This is a genomic window from Enterobacter quasihormaechei, from assembly GCF_004331385.1.
Classification (GTDB): Bacteria; Pseudomonadota; Gammaproteobacteria; order Enterobacterales; family Enterobacteriaceae; genus Enterobacter; species Enterobacter quasihormaechei.
The window spans coordinates 224516-244267 of sequence record NZ_SJON01000005.1; the positions used below are offsets into that span (position 1 = coordinate 224516).

Sequence of the window (19752 nt, forward strand, 5' to 3'; positions counted from 1 at the left end):
TTATTCCTCCAGTTGTTGAAGACTGCGGCTGCGAATCTCTTGTTGCAGCTTCTCAATCACTTCACTTACGTCCAGGCTCCCCAGGTCTTTACCACGGCGGGTGCGAACGGCAACTTTGCCTGCTTCCACCTCTTTATCACCACAGACCAACATATACGGGACACGACGTAAAGTGTGCTCGCGGATTTTAAAGCCAATCTTCTCATTTCTCAAGTCTGCTTTTACGCGAATGCCCGCATTTTGTAGTTTCTGCGTCAATTCTTTAACGTAATCCGCCTGAGAATCGGTAATGTTCATCACCACCACCTGCACTGGCGCAAGCCAGGTTGGGAAGAAGCCCGCGAACTCTTCGGTCAGGATGCCGATGAAGCGCTCCAGTGAACCGAGAATAGCACGGTGAATCATGACCGGCACCTGACGCTCGTTATCTTCGCCAACATAAGAGGCGCTTAAACGCTGCGGCAGGGAGAAGTCCAGCTGTACCGTTCCGCACTGCCATGCGCGATCGAGGCAGTCATACAGGGTAAATTCAATTTTCGGACCGTAGAATGCGCCCTCGCCCAGCTGGTATTCGAATGGAATCCCATTCTCTTCCAGCGCCACGGCGAGATCCGCTTCTGCGCGATCCCATGTCTCATCGCTGCCGATACGTTTTTCCGGACGCGTTGAGAGTTTGACCACGATCTTCTCGAAGCCAAAGGTGCTGTACATATCGTAGACCATACGAATACAGGCGTTAACTTCATCACGTACCTGATCTTCAGTACAGAAGATATGCGCATCATCCTGAGTAAAGCCACGAACGCGCATCAGACCGTGCAGCGCACCCGATGGTTCGTTACGGTGGCAGCTACCGAACTCGGCCATACGCAGCGGCAGATCGCGGTAGGATTTCAGACCCTGGTTAAAGATCTGAACGTGGCCCGGGCAGTTCATTGGCTTGATGCAGTATTCACGGTTCTCAGACGAGGTGGTGAACATCGCATCTTTATAGTTGTCCCAGTGGCCGGTTTTTTCCCACAGCACACGGTCCATCATGAACGGGCCTTTCACTTCCTGATACTGGTACTCTTTCAGCTTAGAGCGTACGAACGTTTCCAGTTCACGGAAGATAGTCCAGCCGTCGTTATGCCAGAACACCATCCCCGGCGCTTCTTCCTGCATATGATACAGGTCAAGCTGCTTACCGATTTTACGGTGGTCACGTTTAGCCGCCTCTTCCAGGCGTTGCAGGTACGCGTTCAGGGCTTTTTTATCGGCCCACGCGGTACCATAGATGCGCTGCAACATCTTGTTATTGCTGTCGCCACGCCAGTAGGCGCCTGCGATTTTCATCAGTTTAAAGTGATGACAGAAGCGCATATTCGGCACGTGCGGTCCACGGCACATGTCGACGTATTCTTCGTGATGGTACAAGCCAGGCTTGTCATCATGCGAAATGTTTTCGTCAAGAATCGAGACTTTATAGCTCTCGCCGCGCTTCACGAAGGTTTCACGCGCTTCGTGCCAGCTGACTTTCTTCTTGATGACGTCATAGTTAGTTTCGGCGAGCTCGTGCATACGTTTTTCGAGCGCGTCGATATCTTCCTGGGTCAGGGTGTGGTCAAGGTCAACGTCGTAGTAGAAACCGTTGTCGATAACCGGGCCGATCGCCATTTTGGTGTTTGGCCACAGCTGCTTGATAGCATGACCTAACAGGTGCGCGCAGGAGTGACGAATGATCTCCAGACCCTCTTCGTCTTTCGCGGTGATGATTGAGAGCGTCGCATCGTTTTCAATAACATCAGACGCATCTACCAGCTCACCGTTTACGCGGCCTGCAATGGTTGCTTTTGCGAGTCCAGGACCGATGTCCAGGGCTACATCCATTGGGCTTACAGCGTGGTCGAAATGGCGTTGGCTGCCATCAGGAAGAGTAATTACAGGCATTTTATATCCTTATTTGCAGTGATGCCCCACACATAAGAGCATATACAAAGAAAATAATCGTGATTAAACAGTAGATTAGGAACCATCTGACCAACAATCGTCAAATTGGTTCGTCATCCTCTGCCAGCCGAAATCAGACAAAGGCGAATATACGGCAAGCAGCCTAATGGTAACACTATTGAAAGGGCGAATGCATCCTCTGCGACCGTTTTGAACCGCTCATCCTTTTGTATGCGTTCATGAACTTTTGCTGACGGAGGCTCGCAATCCAAAAGTGCTGAGCTATTCTTGATCTGGTCCTTAAACATCGAAGGGGTATCACGTGAACGTATCCAGCAGAACCGTTGTGATATTGAATCTACTTTCCGCGGCTGGCCTGGTTTTGATTCTGGCCAACAGATTCCAGTGGTTTTGAGCCGAACCGGTGTTCTGGCATAACCTGTTGTCCCGGGTAAAGCGCTTTCTGGCGCAGACTTTGGTACACTAAGGGTATCAACTGACAAGGATTAGGTTATGCCAACAAAAAGATTTGCCGTTAAGCACTGGAAAATGGTCGTGGTATTAATTGCTATTTGCGGCGCGATGTTGCTGCTGCGCTGGGCTGCAATGATTTGGGGTTAATGTATTGTCAGAAAGGGAAGCCATTAGTGCTGAGGTCAGCGTAAACGTGCCGTTAATTTATTGAATAATCTTTAACTCTCTTTACGCCACCGGCTTGTGAAAAACCGGTACATCATTATCCGGTTTTCGACAGGTTGTCATAGCGTTTATATTCCATCACAACGTGGCAGTTAATTTATCAGGACCACTCACCCGCTACCAGCTTATGCACATCAAACGCATCGTTCATTGACTGACCGGTAGACTGGGAGCCAGGGGCAATGTTAGAGCCCGCTTCAACATCAGAGGCGTTGGTGATTCCGATTTGGCTGTTAGCGTCACTGGCAGGTTGCGTCATATTATCAGCAGCAAAGACGCCAAATGAAAGTGCGGAAAGCACCATCGCTGCTGTAGCAGTTTTGATTGTTTTCATAATTTTATTCTCATACTAAATTAATGCAGAAAAAGCCTGAGGCGATTTTTTTGCCTGTGGCGTAAGTGTAGATCTGGATCACACTTTTTCCTAGTCAAATTATTTATCAATTCGTGTCAAATAAACTGAATAAGCCGTGCACGCCTAATTATGGAGAAATGATGAAGAGGACGCATTCTGTTATTTTTAAAACGCCATTTAATATAATTAAGCACAGTTTCAAAAAATAAAAAACGGGCTGAGAAGAATCTCAGCCCGACGGAATTACATTTTATAACCTAAAGAAATCGTGGTTCTGCGATCGGTATGTTCCGGCGCAGAATCAGGGGGCGATGAGTTCCAGGTTACGTTGTACGCCACCTTGAGTCCAAAGTGTTCGTTGATGGCCACGTTCAACGCGCTTTCAGAGTTCAGGGTGGTATCTTCTGCACCAAACACCGACACGCCCTGGGTGAATTTAGCGTTGTCGGTCATCTGCCATGCGTAGGTGCCCGATGCATAACCCAGCGGCTGGGTTTCATCTTCGCCGTTGGTGTACTCGTCGTAACGTACACCCGGACCGAATTCAAAACGGAGGCTGTGCACCGGCCCATTCAGGAACTGACGACCATAACCCGCCGTCACGACATCGCGCTGGCGATAGCCGTTGAAGCGGTCAGTCAGCCAGCTTGCCTGCCCGAACAGGTAGTCATAATCGGTCATGTTGTAACGGCTACGTCCGCCTACCGCATATTTCTCCGAGGAGCGTTCATCGTTAGCAGACGTGTTGCTGGCATTTCCCCACAGCGACCAGGCCGTGGTGTTGCCGTACCAGGTCAGGGTGCTGTCTGCGGTCAGGGAGGAGCTTTTCGTGTTACCGGATTGCGCCAGATACCCGGCATTCAGGTTACCTTCAAAGGGTTTTTTGGCAGTGGAGGGGTCGTCCATGACAGTAAAAACGGTATCATCGGCGGTTGCGTTCAGTGACGCAAATACGCCACCCGCCAGCATCAGTGCTGCGGGTACTGTCTTCAAAAGCTTCATTATATTTAAGGAGTCCGTACAACATAAAAAGAGACCGTCACGGTCTCGGAAACTTTCTTGCGGATCAATGACAAGGCGACCATAGAAAGGTAACAAATTATAAAAAGCCGCAAATAACATAGCAATAATTTCTTCTTTCATTTTTTGAATAAGAACGATCCCAAAACGCGTTTTATTTTATATGTCCTGCGCCGGTTATTTGTCAGCATTCATTTTTAAAATCATACTGTTATTTACGTTGCCTTCCTGCCAAACGGTGCCAGGCTTAAAAGAACCCATGCTAAAAGGAGGTCATGATGGCTTCGATTTACACGCTGACGCTCTCCCCTTCCCTCGACTCCGCGACCATGACGCCGCAAATTTACCCGGAAGGTAAGCTGCGCTGTAGCGCGCCGGTATTTGAACCCGGCGGCGGTGGTATTAACGTGGCGCGCGCCATTACCCATCTCGGCGGAAAAGCAACCGCCATCTTCCCTGCTGGCGGCGCCACGGGCGAACATCTGGTTGCGTTGCTGGCAGATGAACAGGTTGCGGTAGACACGGTAGACGCCAGAGACTGGACCCGGCAGAACCTGCACGTTCATGTTGAATCGAGCGGCGAACAGTATCGTTTTGTGATGCCGGGGGCAAAGCTGAGCGATGATGAGTTTCGTCAACTGGAAGAGAAAGTGCTGACCATTGAAAGCGGCTCATTGCTGGTCATCAGCGGTAGCCTGCCGCCGGGCATTGAAACAGAAAAGCTGACGGCGCTCGTTCAGGCGGTGCTCCAGCGCGGCATCCGCTGCATTGTTGATAGCTCAGGCGAAGCCCTGAAGGCAGCGTTAGAACCCGGGCAACTTGAACTCGTGAAACCTAACCAGAAAGAGCTGAGTGCGCTTGTCAATCGCGAGCTCAACCAGCCCGATGACGTGCGTACTGCCGCAGAAGAGCTGGTACGCACGGGCAAAGCGCATCGCGTGGTGGTCTCTCTCGGTCCTCAGGGTGCGCTGGCCGTCGACAAGACGGGCTGTGTGCAGGTCGTTCCACCACCGATGAAGAGCCAGAGCACCGTAGGTGCAGGTGACAGTATGGTTGGCGCGATGGTGCTGAAGCTGGCGCAGGGCGCTTCGCTTCTGGAGATGGCACGTTATGGCGTCGCGGCAGGGAGCGCGGCCACCATCAATCAGGGAACGCGGCTGTGCTCGCTTGCGGATACCCAAAAAATTGTCGATTACCTGGCGAAAAGCTAAACCTTCTTCCCCCTCCTGTGGAGGGGGAAGTCGCTAAATAGCGCTTATCGACTATGCTAAGAAAACTTTCAGGATAACAACGAGGTGCATTATGAGCAGTGGTGATATCACCCGCTACGTCGTAACCGTCAATATTCATGAGGCGTCGCTGACCGAGCTGAATGAACTTAACAACGCTTTCACGCGGGCAAATTTTCTGCTCACGCTGACCGACGATGAAGGCAATATCCACGACCTCGGCTCGCTGGCCTTTGGCCTGATCAGCCCGCTCAGTCAGGAAGAGGTCAAGGCGCTCGCCAGCAGCCTGGTGGAAAGCGTGACTGACAAAGCAACAGAAATTGACGTGGATAGCTGGGAAAACTGGCATAAAAAAGAGCAATAAGTGCCCTGTATAAAATTAAACCGCTCAGTTGTGCGTTAGTTCCTGTTTTTTTATTGCCGTTTTGCGCTAACTTTATGATCTGGCAGACAACATGGGAGAGACATCATGTGGCAGGCTATCAGTCATCTTTTAAGTGAGCAGCTGGGTGAAGGTGAAATTGAACTGCGTAACGAACTGCCAGGCGGAGAGATCCATGCCGCGTGGCATTTACGCTACGCCGGGCGCGATCTTTTTGTGAAATGTGATGAACGCGAATTGCTTCCCATTTTTACTGCCGAAGCCGATCAGCTTGAGCTGTTATCGCGCAGTAAAACCGTCACCGTTCCGCAGGTTTTAGCCGTCGGCAGCGATCGCGACTACAGCTTTCTGGTGATGAACTATCTTCCCGCACGCCCTCTGGATGCCCACAACGCCTTTATCCTTGGTCAACAGATTGCCCGCCTGCATCAGTGGAGCGATCAGCCTCAGTTCGGGCTCGATTTTGATAACGACCTCTCCACCACGCCGCAGCCAAACGCGTGGCAGCGTCGCTGGTCGACATTTTTCGCCGAGCAGCGAATCGGCTGGCAGCTGGAGCTGGCCGCTGAAAAGGGGCTGGCGTTCGGCAACATCGATGCAATTGTTGAACACGTCCAGCAGCGCCTGGCCTCGCATCAGCCTCAGGCTTCCCTTCTGCACGGGGATTTATGGTCGGATAACTGTGCGCTTGGGCCTGATGGCCCTTATATATTTGATCCGGCCTGCTACTGGGGCGACAGAGAGTGCGACCTCGCAATGCTGCCGCTGCACCCTGAACAGCCGCCACAAATTTATGATGGCTACCAGTCGGTCTCGCCTTTGCCACCTGACTTTCTCGAACGCCAGCCGGTGTATCAGCTATACACCCTGCTCAACCGGGCCATCCTGTTTGGCGGAAATCATCTGGTCAATGCCCAGCGTGCGCTGGACCGCATTCTGGCGGCATAACGTAAGGGGGGCGCAACACGCCCCCTTCAGCATTTACAGGAAGCCGAGCAGCGTAAAGAAGAAATACCCGGCCACAATGATAATGACCGGCAGAACGTAGAGCGGGAAAAACTGCACAAAGATGGTATGGCGCGGAACGACAATGCGCGATTCGATCTGCTCGCGGGTCATTCCCTCAGGACCTTTCGCCTTCTCAAGGATCATCTGGTCTTCCACCCCTTCGCGTAAAAAGCGGGTCTGGCGACTCATGCGTGCGCCGGAGGCCTGCAACGCCATTGCGATAAAGATCAGCGCATAGATTATCCAGAAGCCAACGTTAAGCTGGTGGTGAAAATCCGGCGTGGGCGAGTTAAACCAGAACACGTTCAGGAACGGGGTATTAAACCGCATCATCTCAATCATTACGTGGGCAAAATCAAGCATGACGGCATTGATGCCCGGCTGTTTTTCGCTGTGATCGTACATAAATTTGAGTACGGAAATCAGCGTTGAAATCAGTGCGGGAATGAAAATAACCCAACCAGCAATACGTTTTAAGATCGCAATGCGTCCAGCTTGTTGATACGTCATCAGTTCCTCTTAATAAAGACGCGTTATTTGTGCCTAAGTCTACCTGCTGTCGGTCATTTTCGCCCGATCTTTGGATGCGATATGCTAAATTGCTTGTGCTTAGCACCGTTCGTCTTACCTCTAAGATAAGGAGAAGTTGTAATGTCGACACCGCGCCAGATACTTGCCGCTATTTTTGACATGGATGGATTGCTGATTGATTCCGAACCCCTGTGGGATCGGGCTGAACTGGACGTGATGGCCAGCCTCGGCGTCGATATCAGTCGTCGTAACGAACTCCCCGATACCCTGGGGCTGCGTATCGATATGGTGGTCGATCTTTGGTATGCCCACCAGCCATGGGTTGGACCGGATCGTGACGAAGTCACGGCGCGCATTATCAACCGCGCTATCTCCCTGGTTGAAGAATATAAGCCACTGTTACCGGGCGTCCATGACGCTATCGCCCTGTGCAAGGCGCAAGGACTGAAAGTGGGGCTGGCCTCCGCCTCACCTCTGCATATGCTGGAAAAAGTGCTGACGATGTTTGGGCTGCGCGACAGCTTCGACGCGCTGGCCTCGGCCGAAAAGCTGCCTTACAGCAAGCCGCACCCGCAGGTGTATATGGACTGCGCCGCGAAACTGGGGCTGGATCCGCTCACCTGCGTGGCGCTGGAAGATTCCGTTAACGGCATGATAGCGTCCAAAGCCGCGCGTATGCGCTCCATCGTTGTGCCTGCTGAAGAAGGCCGACACGATCCTCGTTTTGCCCTCGCGGATGTCAGGCTGACGTCTCTTGAAGAACTGACTGTCCGCCATCTGCGCGGAGAGTGACCCTCTTTTCAGGCAGCTTCGGCTGCCTGCATCACAAAATTAAAACATCGTTTTACTTTATTTGCTTTTCTCATTCCAGGCTCCTATCCTTACGTGCAGAATGACAATAACCTGACTTCTGAGGCGCGTATGATACTGGATGCTTTTACTCTGGCAGGAAAAGTGGCGATGGTGACCGGGTGCGATACCGGCCTGGGTCAGGGCATGGCCATTGCCCTCGCCGAGGCAGGTTGCGATATCGTGGGTGTTAACCGCAAGGTTCCTGACGAAACGACAGCGCGCGTTACGGCGCTGGGACGACGCTTTATCGCGATTCGCGCCGATCTCGGCAAGCATGAGAACATTCAGAGCGTCGTGGATACCGCTGTTAAAGAGATGGGACGCATCGATATTCTGGTTAACAATGCCGGCACCATTCGTCGGTGCGATGCGCTGGAATTCAGCGAAAAAGACTGGGACGAAGTCATCGACCTGAACCTGAAATCGGTCTTTTTCCTCTCGCAGGCGGTGGCCAAACGGTTTATCGATCAGGGTCAGGGCGGGAAGATCATTAACATTGCCTCCATGCTCTCCTTTCAGGGCGGCATTCGGGTGTCCTCCTATACGGCCTCGAAAAGCGGCGTCCTTGGGCTCACCCGCCTGCTGGCAAACGAATGGGCGCCGCTGGGCATTAACGTGAACGCTATCGCGCCGGGTTATATGGCGACAAATAACACCCAACAGCTACGCGATGATGAGCAACGCAGCCAGGCGATCCTCGAGCGTATTCCGGCGGGACGCTGGGGACTGCCGGAGGATTTACAGGGGCCGGTGGTGTTTCTGGCCTCAGGAGCCTCTGATTACGTCAACGGCCATACCCTCGCCGTAGATGGCGGCTGGCTGGCGCGCTAACTGCGCGTTTGTGACAAAGAGTTACACCGTCACCTCTTTCGCACACTGTATAAAAACCCTATACTGTATGAATTGACAGTTTACCGGGTTTTATCATGACGGCGGAAGGCCACCTGCTTTTTTCACTTGCCTGTGCAGTGTTTGCTAAAAACGCTGAACTGACCCCTGTGCTGGCACAGGGGGACTGGTGGCATATTGTCCCTTCTGCCGTACTGACCTGCCTGTTGCCGGACATCGACCATCCCAAATCCTTCCTCGGTCAACGGCTGAAGTGGATTTCAAAACCCATCGCCAGAGCCTTTGGTCATCGCGGGTTCACCCACAGCCTGCTGGCCGTGTTTGGCCTGTTAACCCTCTTTTATCTGAAGGTTCCTGAGAGCTGGATAGTCCCGGCGGATGCCATTCAGGGCATGGTGCTCGGTTACTTGAGCCATATCCTGGCGGATATGCTGACGCCTGCGGGCGTTCCGCTGCTCTGGCCCTGCCGCTGGCGTTTCCGCCTGCCGATCCTCGTGCCGCAAAAGGGCAACCAGCTGGAGCGCGTGCTGTGCATGGCGCTGTTTGCGTATGCCGTCTGGATGCCGCAGACGTTGCCCGAAAATGGTGCAGTGCGCTGGTCGTCGCAGATGATCAACTCGCTGCAATTTCAGTTCAATCGTTTTATTAATCACCAGATTGAACATTAAACCGACAATATAATCACTTTTGTCATAAACCATTCCATATGGATATAAGCGCCACATCACACTTCTGATAACCTTGCGCCAACAGGTTCGGTAAAAACCGACCGAATAATAAATCAGGAGAACGGGGATGAATTTTCCACTCATCGCGAACATTGTTGTGTTCGTCGTATTGCTATTGCTTCTCGCCCAGGCTCGCCACAAACAGTGGAGCCTGGCCAAAAAGGTGCTGGTCGGTCTGGTGATGGGCGTGGTGTTTGGCCTGGCCTTACACGCTATTTACGGCTCCGACAGCCCGGTACTGAAAGATTCTATTCAGTGGTTCAACATTGTCGGTAACGGCTATGTACAGCTGCTGCAAATGATCGTCATGCCGCTGGTATTCGCTTCTATCCTGAGCGCCGTGGCCCGTCTGCATAATGCGTCTCAGCTGGGTAAAATCAGTTTCCTGACCATTGGCACCCTGCTCTTCACCACGCTGATTGCGGCGCTGGTGGGTGTGCTGGTGACCAATTTGTTTGGCCTGACCGCTGAAGGTCTGGTGCAGGGCAGCGCTGAAACCGCGCGTCTGACGGCTATTCAGACCAACTACGTGGGTAAAGTGGCCGATCTGACCGTTCCGCAGATGGTGCTCTCCTTCATTCCGAAGAACCCGTTTGCTGACCTGACCGGTGCAAGCCCAACCTCCATTATCAGTGTGGTGATCTTCGCGGCGTTCCTGGGCGTGGCGGCGCTGAAGCTGCTGAAGGACGATGCGCCAAAAGGCGAGCGCGTGCTGACTGCCATTGATACCCTGCAAAGCTGGGTGATGAAGCTGGTGCGTCTGGTCATGCAGCTGACGCCGTACGGTGTCCTGGCGCTGATGACCAAAGTCGTTGCAGGATCAAACCTGCAAGACATCATCAAGCTTGGCAGCTTTGTGATTGCCTCGTACCTGGGTCTGGGCATCATGTTTGTTGTGCACGGCATTCTGCTGGCGGTGAACGGCGTTGGCCCGCTGAAATACTTCCGTAAAGTCTGGCCGGTACTGACCTTCGCCTTTACCAGCCGTTCCAGCGCGGCATCTATTCCGCTGAACGTCGAAGCACAGACCCGTCGTCTGGGCGTGCCGGAGTCAATCGCCAGCTTCTCGGCCTCTTTTGGCGCCACCATCGGCCAGAACGGCTGTGCGGGCCTATACCCGGCGATGCTGGCCGTGATGGTTGCCCCTACCGTCGGCATTAACCCGCTGGATCCGGTCTGGATTGCGACGCTGGTCGGTATCGTGACCATTAGCTCCGCCGGTGTTGCAGGCGTGGGCGGCGGCGCGACCTTCGCTGCGCTGATTGTTCTGCCTGCGCTGGGCCTGCCGGTGACGCTGGTCGCCCTGCTGATCTCTGTTGAACCGCTGATCGACATGGGTCGTACCGCGCTGAACGTGAGTGGCTCAATGACCGCCGGTACCCTGACCAGCCAGTGGCTGAAGCAGACCGACAAAACCATTCTCGACAGTGAAGAAGATGCCGAACTGGCCCATCGTTAATCACTGCCGAAATAAAAAAACCGCCTGAGGGCGGTTTTTTTATGGCTGTTATTCTTCAACCTCTTCATCCTGGCGCATCTGCACCGCCCATCGCTGCGCCGATTCCGGCACCGTAAACGCAGGGGAGCGACGGAAGTGCTCGCCAATCAGCACGAAGGCAACGTATTTACCCCGCAGCATCCAGACATCGCGAAAACCATCCACCTTCAGGGCATGGTCTGGCGGCGCGGGCTCAACGCGGGGTACATAGCTAATAACCTGGCGGTTTTGTTGACGAAGAGGTTTCATAAGCGACGGATTCACTAAAGCAAATTCTTAAAGCAGGAAATTTCTATCATAGCCGATTCTCCCCCCGCCCGTCGCGCCTGACGTAAGGCAGAGGGCTCCTTTCGCTAATCAATATCTGAAAACGCTTAGTTCGCCTGCTAATTCTTAACATTGTTCTATCCTTAATAGGGTTTTTAGGAATGAACAAAGGAGAAGCGTGCAATGTCGAACAATGATAAACCACATCAGTCACCCATTCATGGCACTGAAGAATCTCAACCGGGAATGGACTCACTTGCCCCCGCCGACGGCTCACACAAACCTTCACCGGGTCCTTCCGCACCGGGTGAACAGCCTACCGCCCCGGGCAGCATGAAAGCCCCTGAAACGGAAAACGAAAAGCTGAAATCGCTCGATCCTCACCGTAAAGGCGGTGAAGGCCATGCGCTGACCACGAACCAGGGCGTTCGCATTGCCGATGACCAGAACTCCCTGCGCGCCGGAACGCGCGGCCCGACGCTGCTGGAAGATTTCATCCTGCGCGAAAAAATCACCCATTTCGACCATGAGCGTATCCCTGAGCGCATCGTCCACGCTCGCGGCTCCGCGGCGCACGGCTATTTCCAGCCGTACAAGAGCCTGACGGAGATCACGAAAGCGGATTTCCTTTCCGACCCGAACAAAATCACACCGGTATTTGTGCGCTTCTCTACCGTACAGGGCGGCGCTGGCTCGGCTGACACGGTGCGTGATATCCGCGGCTTTGCCACTAAATTCTATACCGAAGAAGGTATTTTCGACCTGGTCGGTAACAACACCCCGGTGTTCTTCATTCAGGATGCGCATAAGTTTCCTGACTTTGTCCATGCGGTAAAACCGGAGCCACACTGGGCCATACCGCAGGGACAAAGTGCGCACGATACTTTCTGGGACTACGTCTCCCTGCAACCGGAAACGCTGCACAACGTGATGTGGGCGATGTCTGACCGGGGGATCCCGCGCAGCTATCGCACCATGGAAGGGTTTGGTATTCACACCTTCCGTCTTATTAACGCCGAAGGCAAAGCAACGTTTGTGCGCTTCCACTGGAAACCGGTCGCGGGGAAAGCGTCGCTGGTGTGGGATGAAGCGCAGAAGCTCACCGGGCGCGATCCGGACTTCCACCGTCGTGAACTGTGGGAATCCATTGAAGCCGGAGATTTCCCGGAATACGAGCTGGGGTTACAGCTGATCCCGGAAGAGGACGAGTTTAAATACGACTTCGACCTGCTCGACCCAACCAAGCTAATTCCTGAAGAGCTGGTGCCGGTTCAGCTGGTGGGCAAAATGGTGCTTAACCGCAACCCGGATAACTTCTTCGCGGAGAATGAGCAGGCTGCGTTCCACCCGGGCCATATTGTGCCGGGGCTGGATTTCACCAACGATCCGCTGCTCCAGGGCCGTCTGTTCTCTTATACCGATACGCAGATCAGCCGTCTCGGCGGACCAAACTTCCACGAAATTCCGATCAACCGTCCTACCTGCCCTTACCATAACTTCCAGCGTGACGGGATGCATCGTCAGGATATCGATACCAACCCGGCTAACTACGAGCCGAACTCCATTAACGATAACTGGCCGCGCGAAACGCCGCCGGGACCAAAACGTGGCGGATTCGAGTCGTATCAGGAGCGCGTGGACGGAACAAAAATTCGCGAACGCAGCCCGTCCTTCGGCGAGTATTACGCCCACCCTCGCCTGTTCTGGAACAGCCAGACCCCGATCGAACAGCAGCACATTATCGGCGGCTTCAGCTTTGAGCTGAGTAAAGTGGTGCGCACCTACATTCGCGAGCGCGTTGTCGACCATCTGGCACATATCGATATCCAGCTTGCGCAGGGCGTGGCGAATAACCTCGGCATTACGCTCACCGACGAGCAATGCCATGCCGCGCCGCCAAAAGACGTGAACGGGCTGAAGAAAGATCCGTCCCTGAGCCTGTACGCGGTACCTGGCGGATCGATTAAAGGCCGCGTGGTGGCTATCCTGCTGAACGATAAACCGCGTGCCAGCGACGTGCTGGGGATCATGCGGGCGCTCAAAACCCAGGGCGTACATGCCAAACTGCTTTACTCGCGCATGGGTGAAGTGACGGCCGACGATGGCTCCGTCCTGCCGATTGCCGCGACCTTCGCCGGGGCACCGTCGCTGACGGTTGACGCGGTGATTATGCCGTGCGGCGACGTTGAGAGTCTGCTCGGCAACGGTGATGCCGCCTATTATCTGCTGGAAGCCTATAAGCACCTGAAGCCAATCGCCCTGGCAGGCGATGCGCGGAAGTTTAAATCTCTGCTGAAGGTACCGGATCAAGGGGAAGAAGGCATTGTCGAAGGTGATAACGTTGACGATGCGTTTATGACCCGGCTGTTTGACCTGCTCGCCGCGCACCGCGTGTGGTCCCGCAGTAGCAAGACCGACCAGATACCGGCGTAAAAAAAAGCCGGGTGGCGCTGCGCTTACCCGGCCCACATTTCGATTGCTTTTGTAGGCCCGGTAAGGCGAAGCCGCCACCGGGCTTTACCTCAAAGATCCCTGAACGTCCCCAGACGATATCCGCGCTCGGCAATCGCGTACTTCAGCGACGCCGACGTCAGCACGTCCAGCTCCGCCAGACGCGGCCAGCAGTAGGCGCTCTTACGCACGGTGTTATCGATAAAGGCAGGATGCGCCATGATCTCCAGCGACCGCACGGCGGAATCATCCAGCACTTTAAGGAACAGCGCTTCGCTGATCTCGTCGCCGTAAAATGCGCTGCTGAACCCCTCCGTTGACGTCACCACGATGTCCGGTAATTCGCGCACCTCCCGATCCAGGCGCATCGCCACGCCTTTACGTTGGGCAAACTCTGCCACAAGCGGGAAAATCGCCGGGATCATATGCACATGATGGTGACTATCAATATGGGTGGGCTCACGGCCAAACACATCCACAAAGCGGTTAAACTGGCAATCCAGCTCGCGGGCAATCTCATCGAGCGGCAGAGCGTCCTGCTCCGCCATTTCCCAAATCCATTTACCCAGCTGCCCGTCGCGCGTCAGCCCCGGCATCGGTGAAAGGGGCTGCCCAAGCGTCAGCACAAAGTGCAAGCCGACGCCCAGTTCGGGCACCTCACGGCTTAGCTGCGCCGCATGTTCCACCGCCTCACCGTTGATGAGCGCAGTGGTAGAGGTTACGACGCCCCGGCGACAGGCTTCGATAATGCCGTAGTTCTGCCCTTTTGACAGGCCAAAATCATCGGCATTGACGATCAGCAGGTTTTCCATCGCACCTCCTCTTAACGGTGTGTAAGCTTCAGTTTCTCAACCGTTGCAGCAAAGTTTGGCAGCCATTTTTCATGCGCCAGGATCATCTCGCTCGCGAGTTTTTCAGCATCACGGTCAGAATGCACCAGCGGGCTGAGGTTCAGCGCCAGCAGCACGTCATTCAGCTCGCCGCTCAGGGCCGCATTGCTCGCCGCGACTTCAAAGCCCTTGATGGTGTGAATAAGGCCCATCACTTTATCGTCGAAGTGAGTAATGCGGGGATGCGGTTTTGCGCCGTCGCGTCCAAGGATGCAGGTCATCTCAACGGCCCAGTCTGCCGGGATGTTGTCGATGTGCCCATGATGCGGAACGTTCACATAGTGCTCGGCCTGCTTGTCATTGTAAATGGCGTTGATCACTTCACACGCGGCATCCGAATAGTATGCCCCGCCGCGCTGCTCCAGCTCTTTCGGCTTCACGTTCAGGTTCGGATCTTTGTACAAATCAAACAGCTGCTTCTCTACTTTCTGCACAACCTGAGCACGCGCGCCGCCTTTGTAGTATTCGCCCATTTCAATCGCCAGCATCTCTTTCTGCTTGAAGTAGTAAAGCAGATACGAGCACGGCAGCAGGTTCAGGGAGCGGATCAGCCCTTCGCTGAACGGCAGGTCGAAGATGTTTTTCACCGAGGCCGCGGTCAGGCGGCCAGAGGCGACGCCGTCGAGCAGTTCTGCAAAGCGCGACTGCCCGTTCACGATCACATCTTTGATAAAGACCATGTGGTTCAGGCCGAACAGATCAATGGACAGTTCGTCGTTATCGTTCAGTGCCAGCACATCGCGGATGAACATTTTCATGCCAATCGGAATATTGCAAACGCCGATAAAGCGTTTGAAACCGGTGTGGCGATAAACCGCCTCGGTGACCATTCCAGCCGGGTTGGTAAAGTTAATCACCCACGCGTTCGGGCAGATCTCCTCCACGTCTTTGATGATGTCAAAAATAACCGGAATGGTACGCAGACCTTTAAACAAGCCGCCTGCCCCGTTGGTTTCCTGCCCCAGGTAACCGTGGCTCAGCGGAATACGTTCGTCCAGCTCACGCGCTTTCAGCTGGCCGACGCGCAGCTGCGTGGTTACGAAGTCAGCATCTTTCAGCGCCAGGCGGCGATCCAGCGTTTTGTGCACGGTTAAGGGCACGCCCGCCTTTTCAACCATGCGTTGGCACAGCTCAAAAATAATATTCAGCTTCTCCTGACCTTCTTCAACATCCACCAGCCATAATTCGCTGACCGGTAATTCATGATAACGTTTCAGGAAACCTTCAAGTAATTCCGGGGTATAGCTGCTGCCGCCACCAATGGTTACGACTTTTAATTTCTTTTGCATAATCTCTCCCTTAGCGTATCAGGTTAATCGCCTGCAAGGTATAGCGTACTCTTCCCGCTATTTGGGCAAGCCATTACGTCAATATTCCTGGCGGATAAACCGCCGAAAGTTAATTAATTACCGTTAAATTTTTGCGGTAACTGTTCGGGGTAAATGAAGTCAGTTTCTTAAAGGTTTTAATAAACAGGCTGGGGCTGCTGTAACCGGATTCGTAAGCAATATCGGTGACAGAGTAGTTCGTTATTTCCAGCTGCTTTTTGGCAAAATTAATGCGGATTTCATTAATAATTTGTACAGGCGTTTTACGGTAATAGCGCTGCGTGGCGCGCGTTAAATATTCCTGCGATTTACCCGAAAGCGCGACCATGTTTTCCAGCGCGTTATCGCTGAACTGCCCTTTGTCGTGCATCAGCTCCACGGTACTGCGCAGCCACTGGGGAATATCGTCCACCACCTGCTGTTCTTCACGGTGATGGCGAAGGCGATTCATCACGTAGAACGTCACGGTTTCAATAAATTCATCAAATTCATTGTCGCGGAAATTCAGCGAGGCAATAACCGTTTCAATCCAGGTCATAAACTCATTTTTGACGCGATACACCTGTGACGCCACAAAGCAGAACGGGACCAGCGGCAGATAGTGCTTCTCGAAGAAACGCCTGCTCACCCCTACGTTCAGAATGCGCGTCGCACCAAACTCATAAAAGCTCTGGTGATAGGATCCCATCGGCAAAAAGACGAAATCACCGCGCTCAAGCAGGACGCGCTTACCGTTGATCTCCTGATAATAGCGCCCGGTCAGAACAATCGTGAACTCGTAGTAGTCGTGCTGGTGCAGACCGCTGGCGCTCTCCGTCTTGTTGTATATCACCACGTGAAAATTCTTGCCGTTAAACAGCTGCTGCTCATGTGCGGTTTTGATTTCCATCGTGCTGACCTCCTGCTGCCTGAACTGACTTACTGCATCTTCTCGTGAAGCTCAATGAGCTCCGCTACCAGCTCGCGCGCCAGCATGGAGGTCATCAGGTGATCCTGCGCATGTACCAGCACCAGGCTCACCTTCATCTTCCCTTCACCCTGGTCGCTTTCGATGAGCTTCGTCTGCACCAGATGCGCTTCGTTTAACGCCGTGCGGGACTGCTCCATCATAGTTTTCGCGGCAACGAAATCGCCCTGCTTAGCCTGCTTAAGCGCCGCATACGCCAGGCTGCGCGCCTGCCCGGAGTTGATGATAAGACCCATCACCACCTCTTCCAGATCGTTCTCTGCGGTTTCTTCTGCGACGATACTGTCTAAATCTAACATCTTCAGCTCCTTTACGCTGGCGCGGGTTGCCCCGCGCCGTGCAATTTTAGAATTTCAGTGCGAGGGCGATATCCTCTTCGCTCTCTTCTTCATCGATCACCGTTGCGGCTTTGTTCGCAATCGCCACGAACGGCATGTAGAGCAGGGTTGCAATCCCGAGGTTGAATATCGCCAGCAGGAAGGCGGCCACGCTACCGTTGGTGTTGAAGAACGCGCCCAGACCGGCCGGCATCGTCCACGGTGCAATGTTGGTCACCGGCGGGATAATGCCCAGGTAGTACGCCGTCAGCGTAATCGCGGCCAGCAGCGGCTGAACCAGGATGAAGGGAATGAACATCACCGGGTTCATGATAATCGGCAGACCAAACAGGATCGGCTCGTTAATCTGGAAGATGCCTGACGGCAGGGCCAGCTTCGCAACCTGACGATGGTCAGCGCGGCGAGAGACAATAAAGACCGCGATGATCAGACCCAGCGTCGCCCCGGTACCGCCCAGGAAGATATAGGAGTCCAGCATCGGCTTCGCCCACACATGGAATGTTTTACCGGCCGCCAGCGCCGCATCGACGGAGCCGTACTGCTGGTAAAGCGCGACGTTTTCCAGTGCCCACGGGGTCATAATACCGCTGTCCAGCGCCGCCAGTGCCAGTGAACCATGCACGCCGAAGAACCACAGCAGGGAGGTAAAGATGACGTACGCCCAACCGACCACGCTACCCATCGACGCCAGCGGCGTTGAGATAGAGTCCATAATGATCTGGTGGAAGTTAGTCCCCCAGTGAGAGAGCGCCCAGGCAATAATCCCCATGATGGAGAGAATAATAAAGCCCGGAATCAACGCGGAAAATGAACGAGAAACGGAGGCCGGAACGCTATCCGGCAAGCGGATAACCCAGTTGCGGCGAATAATAAAGGTGAACATTTCGGCCACCACCAGCCCGATAATAATACCGGAAATGATGTTTGCCCCACCCAGCCAGTTGGCGCCTACGGCATAAGCGTCGCCCACGCTGTACGGCGTGACGGTCATAAACGCGGCTATAGACAGTAAGCCCGCCGCCAGCGGATCCACTTTACGCTCTTCCGCCAGCGCCATACCGATAAAGAAAGGCGCCATTAGCGACATAATACCCAACGTACCGTTGTATACGTTGCCGCCAATGGCTTTTAAACCATTAAGGGTTTCAATAGTGGAAGCATCTAACCTAATTCCTAATGAATAAAAAAAGGAACCTTCACCAAAGCTCAGAAAAACGTTGTTAATTAAAACGAACATTGCCCCGGCTAACGTCAACGGCATTAATTTAATAAAGCCGTTTTTAATGGCATTAACGTGAGGCTGCTTTCCTATTTTAACAGCAAAAGGAAGGAGTACCTTTTCAAGTGAAGCGATGACTTTACTCATAGGAAAATACCCTTAAATGCCGCAACAACCGTTACGGCGTATTGTGTGTGAAATAACTCTTTGACGGGAAAAATAAAAATTAATTAGCAGCTTTTTTAATCGCCGCAACAGCAGCTTTTAATACACCTAAACCATCAATCTTGCCGTACAGACCGGAGTCGATCACTTCGACCGGCTTATTGGGGAGTAGACGTTGAATTTCGGGCAACATATAAGCGATTTGCGGCCCCAGTAAAATAACGTCTGCCGCCTGGCCCTTTTCACCCGCCAGCGTTTCCGGAAACGCTTCAATCACCACAGGGACTTCATATTTTTCGGCCTGCGCGCGCATTTTGGAAACCAGCAGCGAAGTTGACATGCCCGCAGAGCAGAACAGGTAGATATGTTTCTTTTCCATGATAATTTCCCTCTTATTGGTCTGTCCGCCGTCGCGCTATCACTCGACTTGCTATCCTGGCTGACGGGCAGTGTGCTGAACATTGTTTGTTGTTGAAGTGAGTATACGCAATGGTACAGGGAGGGGATAATTCTGGACAGACTAAAATTGTCTCTCATTGACCTGGCTTGTTGACTACCTTCACATTTCAGGCAAATAATTCGCGACAAGAAATAAGATTCACGTATGCATAAAAAAACCGGCCTTCAGGCCGGTTTCAATCGCTCGCGAGCAAGTACGCTTACTGTGCCTTAGGTGCCTGCGGGTCGGTGTCGTATTCAGCACAGGTCTGGTAACCAGAATTGATCACGTGACCCGTATCATCCAGGGCGACAAAGTAGGTCTCTGCCTTACCATCGCGTTGACCCAGAATATAGGTCTGGCAGGTACCACGAGCGTGGATCATGGTGACCTCAGAAGAAGGTTTACCGGCAATGGCCGCAACCTGGGAACGCGTCATCCCTTTTTTGACGTCTTTAACCACTGGCTGTGTGAACTGATCTTTAGTGCGATCGTAAGCTGTACACCCTGCCAGCATAGTCAGTACCGCCGCTGCGCTTAAAATTCCTGCTACGTTCTTGTTCATATTCCGTCCTCTTGTTTATCAGCGTGTTAACTAAGCATGGGAT

21 protein-coding genes and 1 pseudogene are annotated in these 19752 nt (G+C 53.4%); 10 read left to right on the forward strand and 12 right to left on the reverse strand.

Annotation, left to right across the window (positions count from 1 at the left end):
* The gene (gene thrS / locus E0L16_RS09740; RefSeq protein ID WP_063448978.1) at window positions 1–1929 is read right to left on the reverse strand and encodes a threonine--tRNA ligase; all 1929 of its coding nucleotides are present in this window, start codon (window positions 1927–1929) and stop codon (window positions 1–3) included.
* A 322-nt stretch (window positions 1930–2251) separates the two neighbouring features.
* On the opposite strand from thrS, the gene yncL reads away from it, so the two are divergent.
* Complete coding sequence (gene yncL / locus E0L16_RS09745) at window positions 2252–2344, forward strand: stress response membrane protein YncL (protein ID WP_074160885.1); 93 nt, start codon at window positions 2252–2254, stop codon at window positions 2342–2344.
* Window positions 2345–2442: 98 nt separating this feature from the next.
* The gene (gene yniD / locus E0L16_RS09750; RefSeq protein ID WP_003857815.1) at window positions 2443–2550 is read left to right on the forward strand and encodes a small membrane protein YniD; all 108 of its coding nucleotides are present in this window, start codon (window positions 2443–2445) and stop codon (window positions 2548–2550) included.
* 178 nt (window positions 2551–2728) lie between these two features.
* Here the strand turns inward: yniD and E0L16_RS09755 are convergent, their stop codons facing one another.
* Window positions 2729–2962, reverse strand: a complete 234-nt coding sequence (locus E0L16_RS09755) for a YdgH/BhsA/McbA family protein (RefSeq protein WP_063448979.1) — start codon at window positions 2960–2962, stop codon at window positions 2729–2731.
* Window positions 2963–3226: 264 nt separating this feature from the next.
* Entirely contained in the window at window positions 3227–3985 is a 759-nt protein-coding gene (locus tag E0L16_RS09760) for a DUF481 domain-containing protein (RefSeq protein WP_063448980.1), read from the reverse strand.
* Window positions 3986–4281: 296 nt separating this feature from the next.
* Between E0L16_RS09760 and pfkB the strand changes: the two genes are divergently transcribed.
* The 3 genes from pfkB to E0L16_RS09775 all read left to right on the forward strand — a co-directional run bounded on the left by pfkB (window position 4282) and on the right by E0L16_RS09775 (window position 6562).
* Window positions 4282–5214, forward strand: coding sequence for a 6-phosphofructokinase II (gene pfkB / locus E0L16_RS09765; protein ID WP_063866465.1), 933 nt, complete (start codon window positions 4282–4284; stop codon window positions 5212–5214).
* A 91-nt stretch (window positions 5215–5305) separates the two neighbouring features.
* Window positions 5306–5596, forward strand: a complete 291-nt coding sequence (ghoS, locus tag E0L16_RS09770) for a type V toxin-antitoxin system endoribonuclease antitoxin GhoS (RefSeq protein ID WP_003857822.1) — start codon at window positions 5306–5308, stop codon at window positions 5594–5596.
* A gap of 105 nt (window positions 5597–5701) precedes the next feature.
* A complete protein-coding gene (locus tag E0L16_RS09775; RefSeq protein WP_063448983.1) occupies window positions 5702–6562 on the forward strand; it encodes a fructosamine kinase family protein in 861 nt (286 codons plus the stop codon).
* Between the two features lie 33 nt (window positions 6563–6595).
* On the opposite strand, the gene E0L16_RS09780 is transcribed toward E0L16_RS09775, so the two are convergent.
* Window positions 6596–7132 (reverse strand): YniB family protein, encoded by a 537-nt coding sequence (locus tag E0L16_RS09780; RefSeq protein WP_063866463.1) that lies wholly within the window; start codon window positions 7130–7132, stop codon window positions 6596–6598.
* Between the two features lie 141 nt (window positions 7133–7273).
* On the opposite strand from E0L16_RS09780, the gene hxpB reads away from it, so the two are divergent.
* The 4 genes from hxpB to tcyP all read left to right on the forward strand — a co-directional run bounded on the left by hxpB (window position 7274) and on the right by tcyP (window position 11041).
* The gene (gene hxpB, locus E0L16_RS09785; protein ID WP_107535171.1) at window positions 7274–7945 is read left to right on the forward strand and encodes a hexitol phosphatase HxpB; all 672 of its coding nucleotides are present in this window, start codon (window positions 7274–7276) and stop codon (window positions 7943–7945) included.
* A gap of 129 nt (window positions 7946–8074) precedes the next feature.
* A complete protein-coding gene (gene kduD / locus E0L16_RS09790) occupies window positions 8075–8836 on the forward strand; it encodes a 2-dehydro-3-deoxy-D-gluconate 5-dehydrogenase KduD (RefSeq protein ID WP_131636824.1) in 762 nt (253 codons plus the stop codon).
* A gap of 95 nt (window positions 8837–8931) precedes the next feature.
* Window positions 8932–9522, forward strand: coding sequence for a metal-dependent hydrolase (locus E0L16_RS09795; protein WP_015570742.1), 591 nt, complete (start codon window positions 8932–8934; stop codon window positions 9520–9522).
* Window positions 9523–9649: 127 nt separating this feature from the next.
* Window positions 9650–11041 carry a cystine/sulfocysteine:cation symporter gene (tcyP, locus tag E0L16_RS09800; protein WP_063866461.1) on the forward strand — a complete coding sequence of 464 codons (1392 nt, stop codon included), beginning with the start codon at window positions 9650–9652 and terminating at the stop codon, window positions 11039–11041.
* A 48-nt stretch (window positions 11042–11089) separates the two neighbouring features.
* On the opposite strand, the gene cedA is transcribed toward tcyP, so the two are convergent.
* A complete protein-coding gene (cedA, locus tag E0L16_RS09805; protein ID WP_063866459.1) occupies window positions 11090–11329 on the reverse strand; it encodes a cell division activator CedA in 240 nt (79 codons plus the stop codon).
* Window positions 11330–11530: 201 nt separating this feature from the next.
* Here cedA and katE point away from each other — a divergent pair, with 201 nt between their 5' ends.
* Complete coding sequence (gene katE, locus E0L16_RS09810) at window positions 11531–13780, forward strand: catalase HPII (RefSeq protein ID WP_063866458.1); 2250 nt, start codon at window positions 11531–11533, stop codon at window positions 13778–13780.
* Window positions 13781–13869: 89 nt separating this feature from the next.
* Here the strand turns inward: katE and chbG are convergent, their stop codons facing one another.
* From chbG to osmE, 7 genes and pseudogenes are all read right to left on the reverse strand, one after another.
* Window positions 13870–14610, reverse strand: a complete 741-nt coding sequence (gene chbG, locus E0L16_RS09815; RefSeq protein WP_131636825.1) for a chitin disaccharide deacetylase — start codon at window positions 14608–14610, stop codon at window positions 13870–13872.
* Window positions 14611–14621: 11 nt separating this feature from the next.
* Window positions 14622–15977 carry a 6-phospho-beta-glucosidase gene (locus tag E0L16_RS09820; RefSeq protein ID WP_102749728.1) on the reverse strand — a complete coding sequence of 452 codons (1356 nt, stop codon included), beginning with the start codon at window positions 15975–15977 and terminating at the stop codon, window positions 14622–14624.
* Window positions 15978–16086: 109 nt separating this feature from the next.
* Window positions 16087–16923, reverse strand: a pseudogene (chbR, locus tag E0L16_RS09825) (transcriptional regulator ChbR); the annotation flags it as partial.
* A gap of 11 nt (window positions 16924–16934) precedes the next feature.
* A complete protein-coding gene (chbA, locus tag E0L16_RS09830) occupies window positions 16935–17282 on the reverse strand; it encodes a PTS N,N'-diacetylchitobiose transporter subunit IIA (protein WP_063448992.1) in 348 nt (115 codons plus the stop codon).
* 46 nt (window positions 17283–17328) lie between these two features.
* The gene (gene chbC, locus E0L16_RS09835; protein ID WP_017384664.1) at window positions 17329–18687 is read right to left on the reverse strand and encodes a PTS N,N'-diacetylchitobiose transporter subunit IIC; all 1359 of its coding nucleotides are present in this window, start codon (window positions 18685–18687) and stop codon (window positions 17329–17331) included.
* Between the two features lie 79 nt (window positions 18688–18766).
* Window positions 18767–19090, reverse strand: coding sequence for a PTS N,N'-diacetylchitobiose transporter subunit IIB (gene chbB, locus E0L16_RS09840; protein WP_258004020.1), 324 nt, complete (start codon window positions 19088–19090; stop codon window positions 18767–18769).
* Window positions 19091–19364: 274 nt separating this feature from the next.
* Window positions 19365–19709, reverse strand: a complete 345-nt coding sequence (gene osmE / locus E0L16_RS09845) for an osmotically-inducible lipoprotein OsmE (protein ID WP_003857836.1) — start codon at window positions 19707–19709, stop codon at window positions 19365–19367.
* Window positions 19710–19752: the final 43 nt, after the last annotated feature.

Coding starts and splice junctions, on each gene's coding strand:
- hxpB (WP_107535171.1), top strand. CDS start 7,274: ATGTCGACACCGCGCCAGATACTTGCCGCTATTTTTGACATGGATGGA.
- chbA (WP_063448992.1), bottom strand. CDS start 17,282: ATGTTAGATTTAGACAGTATCGTCGCAGAAGAAACCGCAGAGAACGAT.
- E0L16_RS09760 (WP_063448980.1), bottom strand. CDS start 3,985: ATGAAGCTTTTGAAGACAGTACCCGCAGCACTGATGCTGGCGGGTGGC.
- E0L16_RS09820 (WP_102749728.1), bottom strand. CDS start 15,977: ATGCAAAAGAAATTAAAAGTCGTAACCATTGGTGGCGGCAGCAGCTAT.
- chbC (WP_017384664.1), bottom strand. CDS start 18,687: ATGAGTAAAGTCATCGCTTCACTTGAAAAGGTACTCCTTCCTTTTGCT.
- E0L16_RS09775 (WP_063448983.1), top strand. CDS start 5,702: ATGTGGCAGGCTATCAGTCATCTTTTAAGTGAGCAGCTGGGTGAAGGT.
- E0L16_RS09755 (WP_063448979.1), bottom strand. CDS start 2,962: ATGAAAACAATCAAAACTGCTACAGCAGCGATGGTGCTTTCCGCACTT.
- thrS (WP_063448978.1), bottom strand. CDS start 1,929: ATGCCTGTAATTACTCTTCCTGATGGCAGCCAACGCCATTTCGACCAC.
- yniD (WP_003857815.1), top strand. CDS start 2,443: ATGCCAACAAAAAGATTTGCCGTTAAGCACTGGAAAATGGTCGTGGTA.
- E0L16_RS09795 (WP_015570742.1), top strand. CDS start 8,932: ATGACGGCGGAAGGCCACCTGCTTTTTTCACTTGCCTGTGCAGTGTTT.
- ghoS (WP_003857822.1), top strand. CDS start 5,306: ATGAGCAGTGGTGATATCACCCGCTACGTCGTAACCGTCAATATTCAT.
- pfkB (WP_063866465.1), top strand. CDS start 4,282: ATGGCTTCGATTTACACGCTGACGCTCTCCCCTTCCCTCGACTCCGCG.
- katE (WP_063866458.1), top strand. CDS start 11,531: ATGTCGAACAATGATAAACCACATCAGTCACCCATTCATGGCACTGAA.
- kduD (WP_131636824.1), top strand. CDS start 8,075: ATGATACTGGATGCTTTTACTCTGGCAGGAAAAGTGGCGATGGTGACC.
- chbG (WP_131636825.1), bottom strand. CDS start 14,610: ATGGAAAACCTGCTGATCGTCAATGCCGATGATTTTGGCCTGTCAAAA.
- E0L16_RS09780 (WP_063866463.1), bottom strand. CDS start 7,132: ATGACGTATCAACAAGCTGGACGCATTGCGATCTTAAAACGTATTGCT.
- osmE (WP_003857836.1), bottom strand. CDS start 19,709: ATGAACAAGAACGTAGCAGGAATTTTAAGCGCAGCGGCGGTACTGACT.
- cedA (WP_063866459.1), bottom strand. CDS start 11,329: ATGAAACCTCTTCGTCAACAAAACCGCCAGGTTATTAGCTATGTACCC.
- tcyP (WP_063866461.1), top strand. CDS start 9,650: ATGAATTTTCCACTCATCGCGAACATTGTTGTGTTCGTCGTATTGCTA.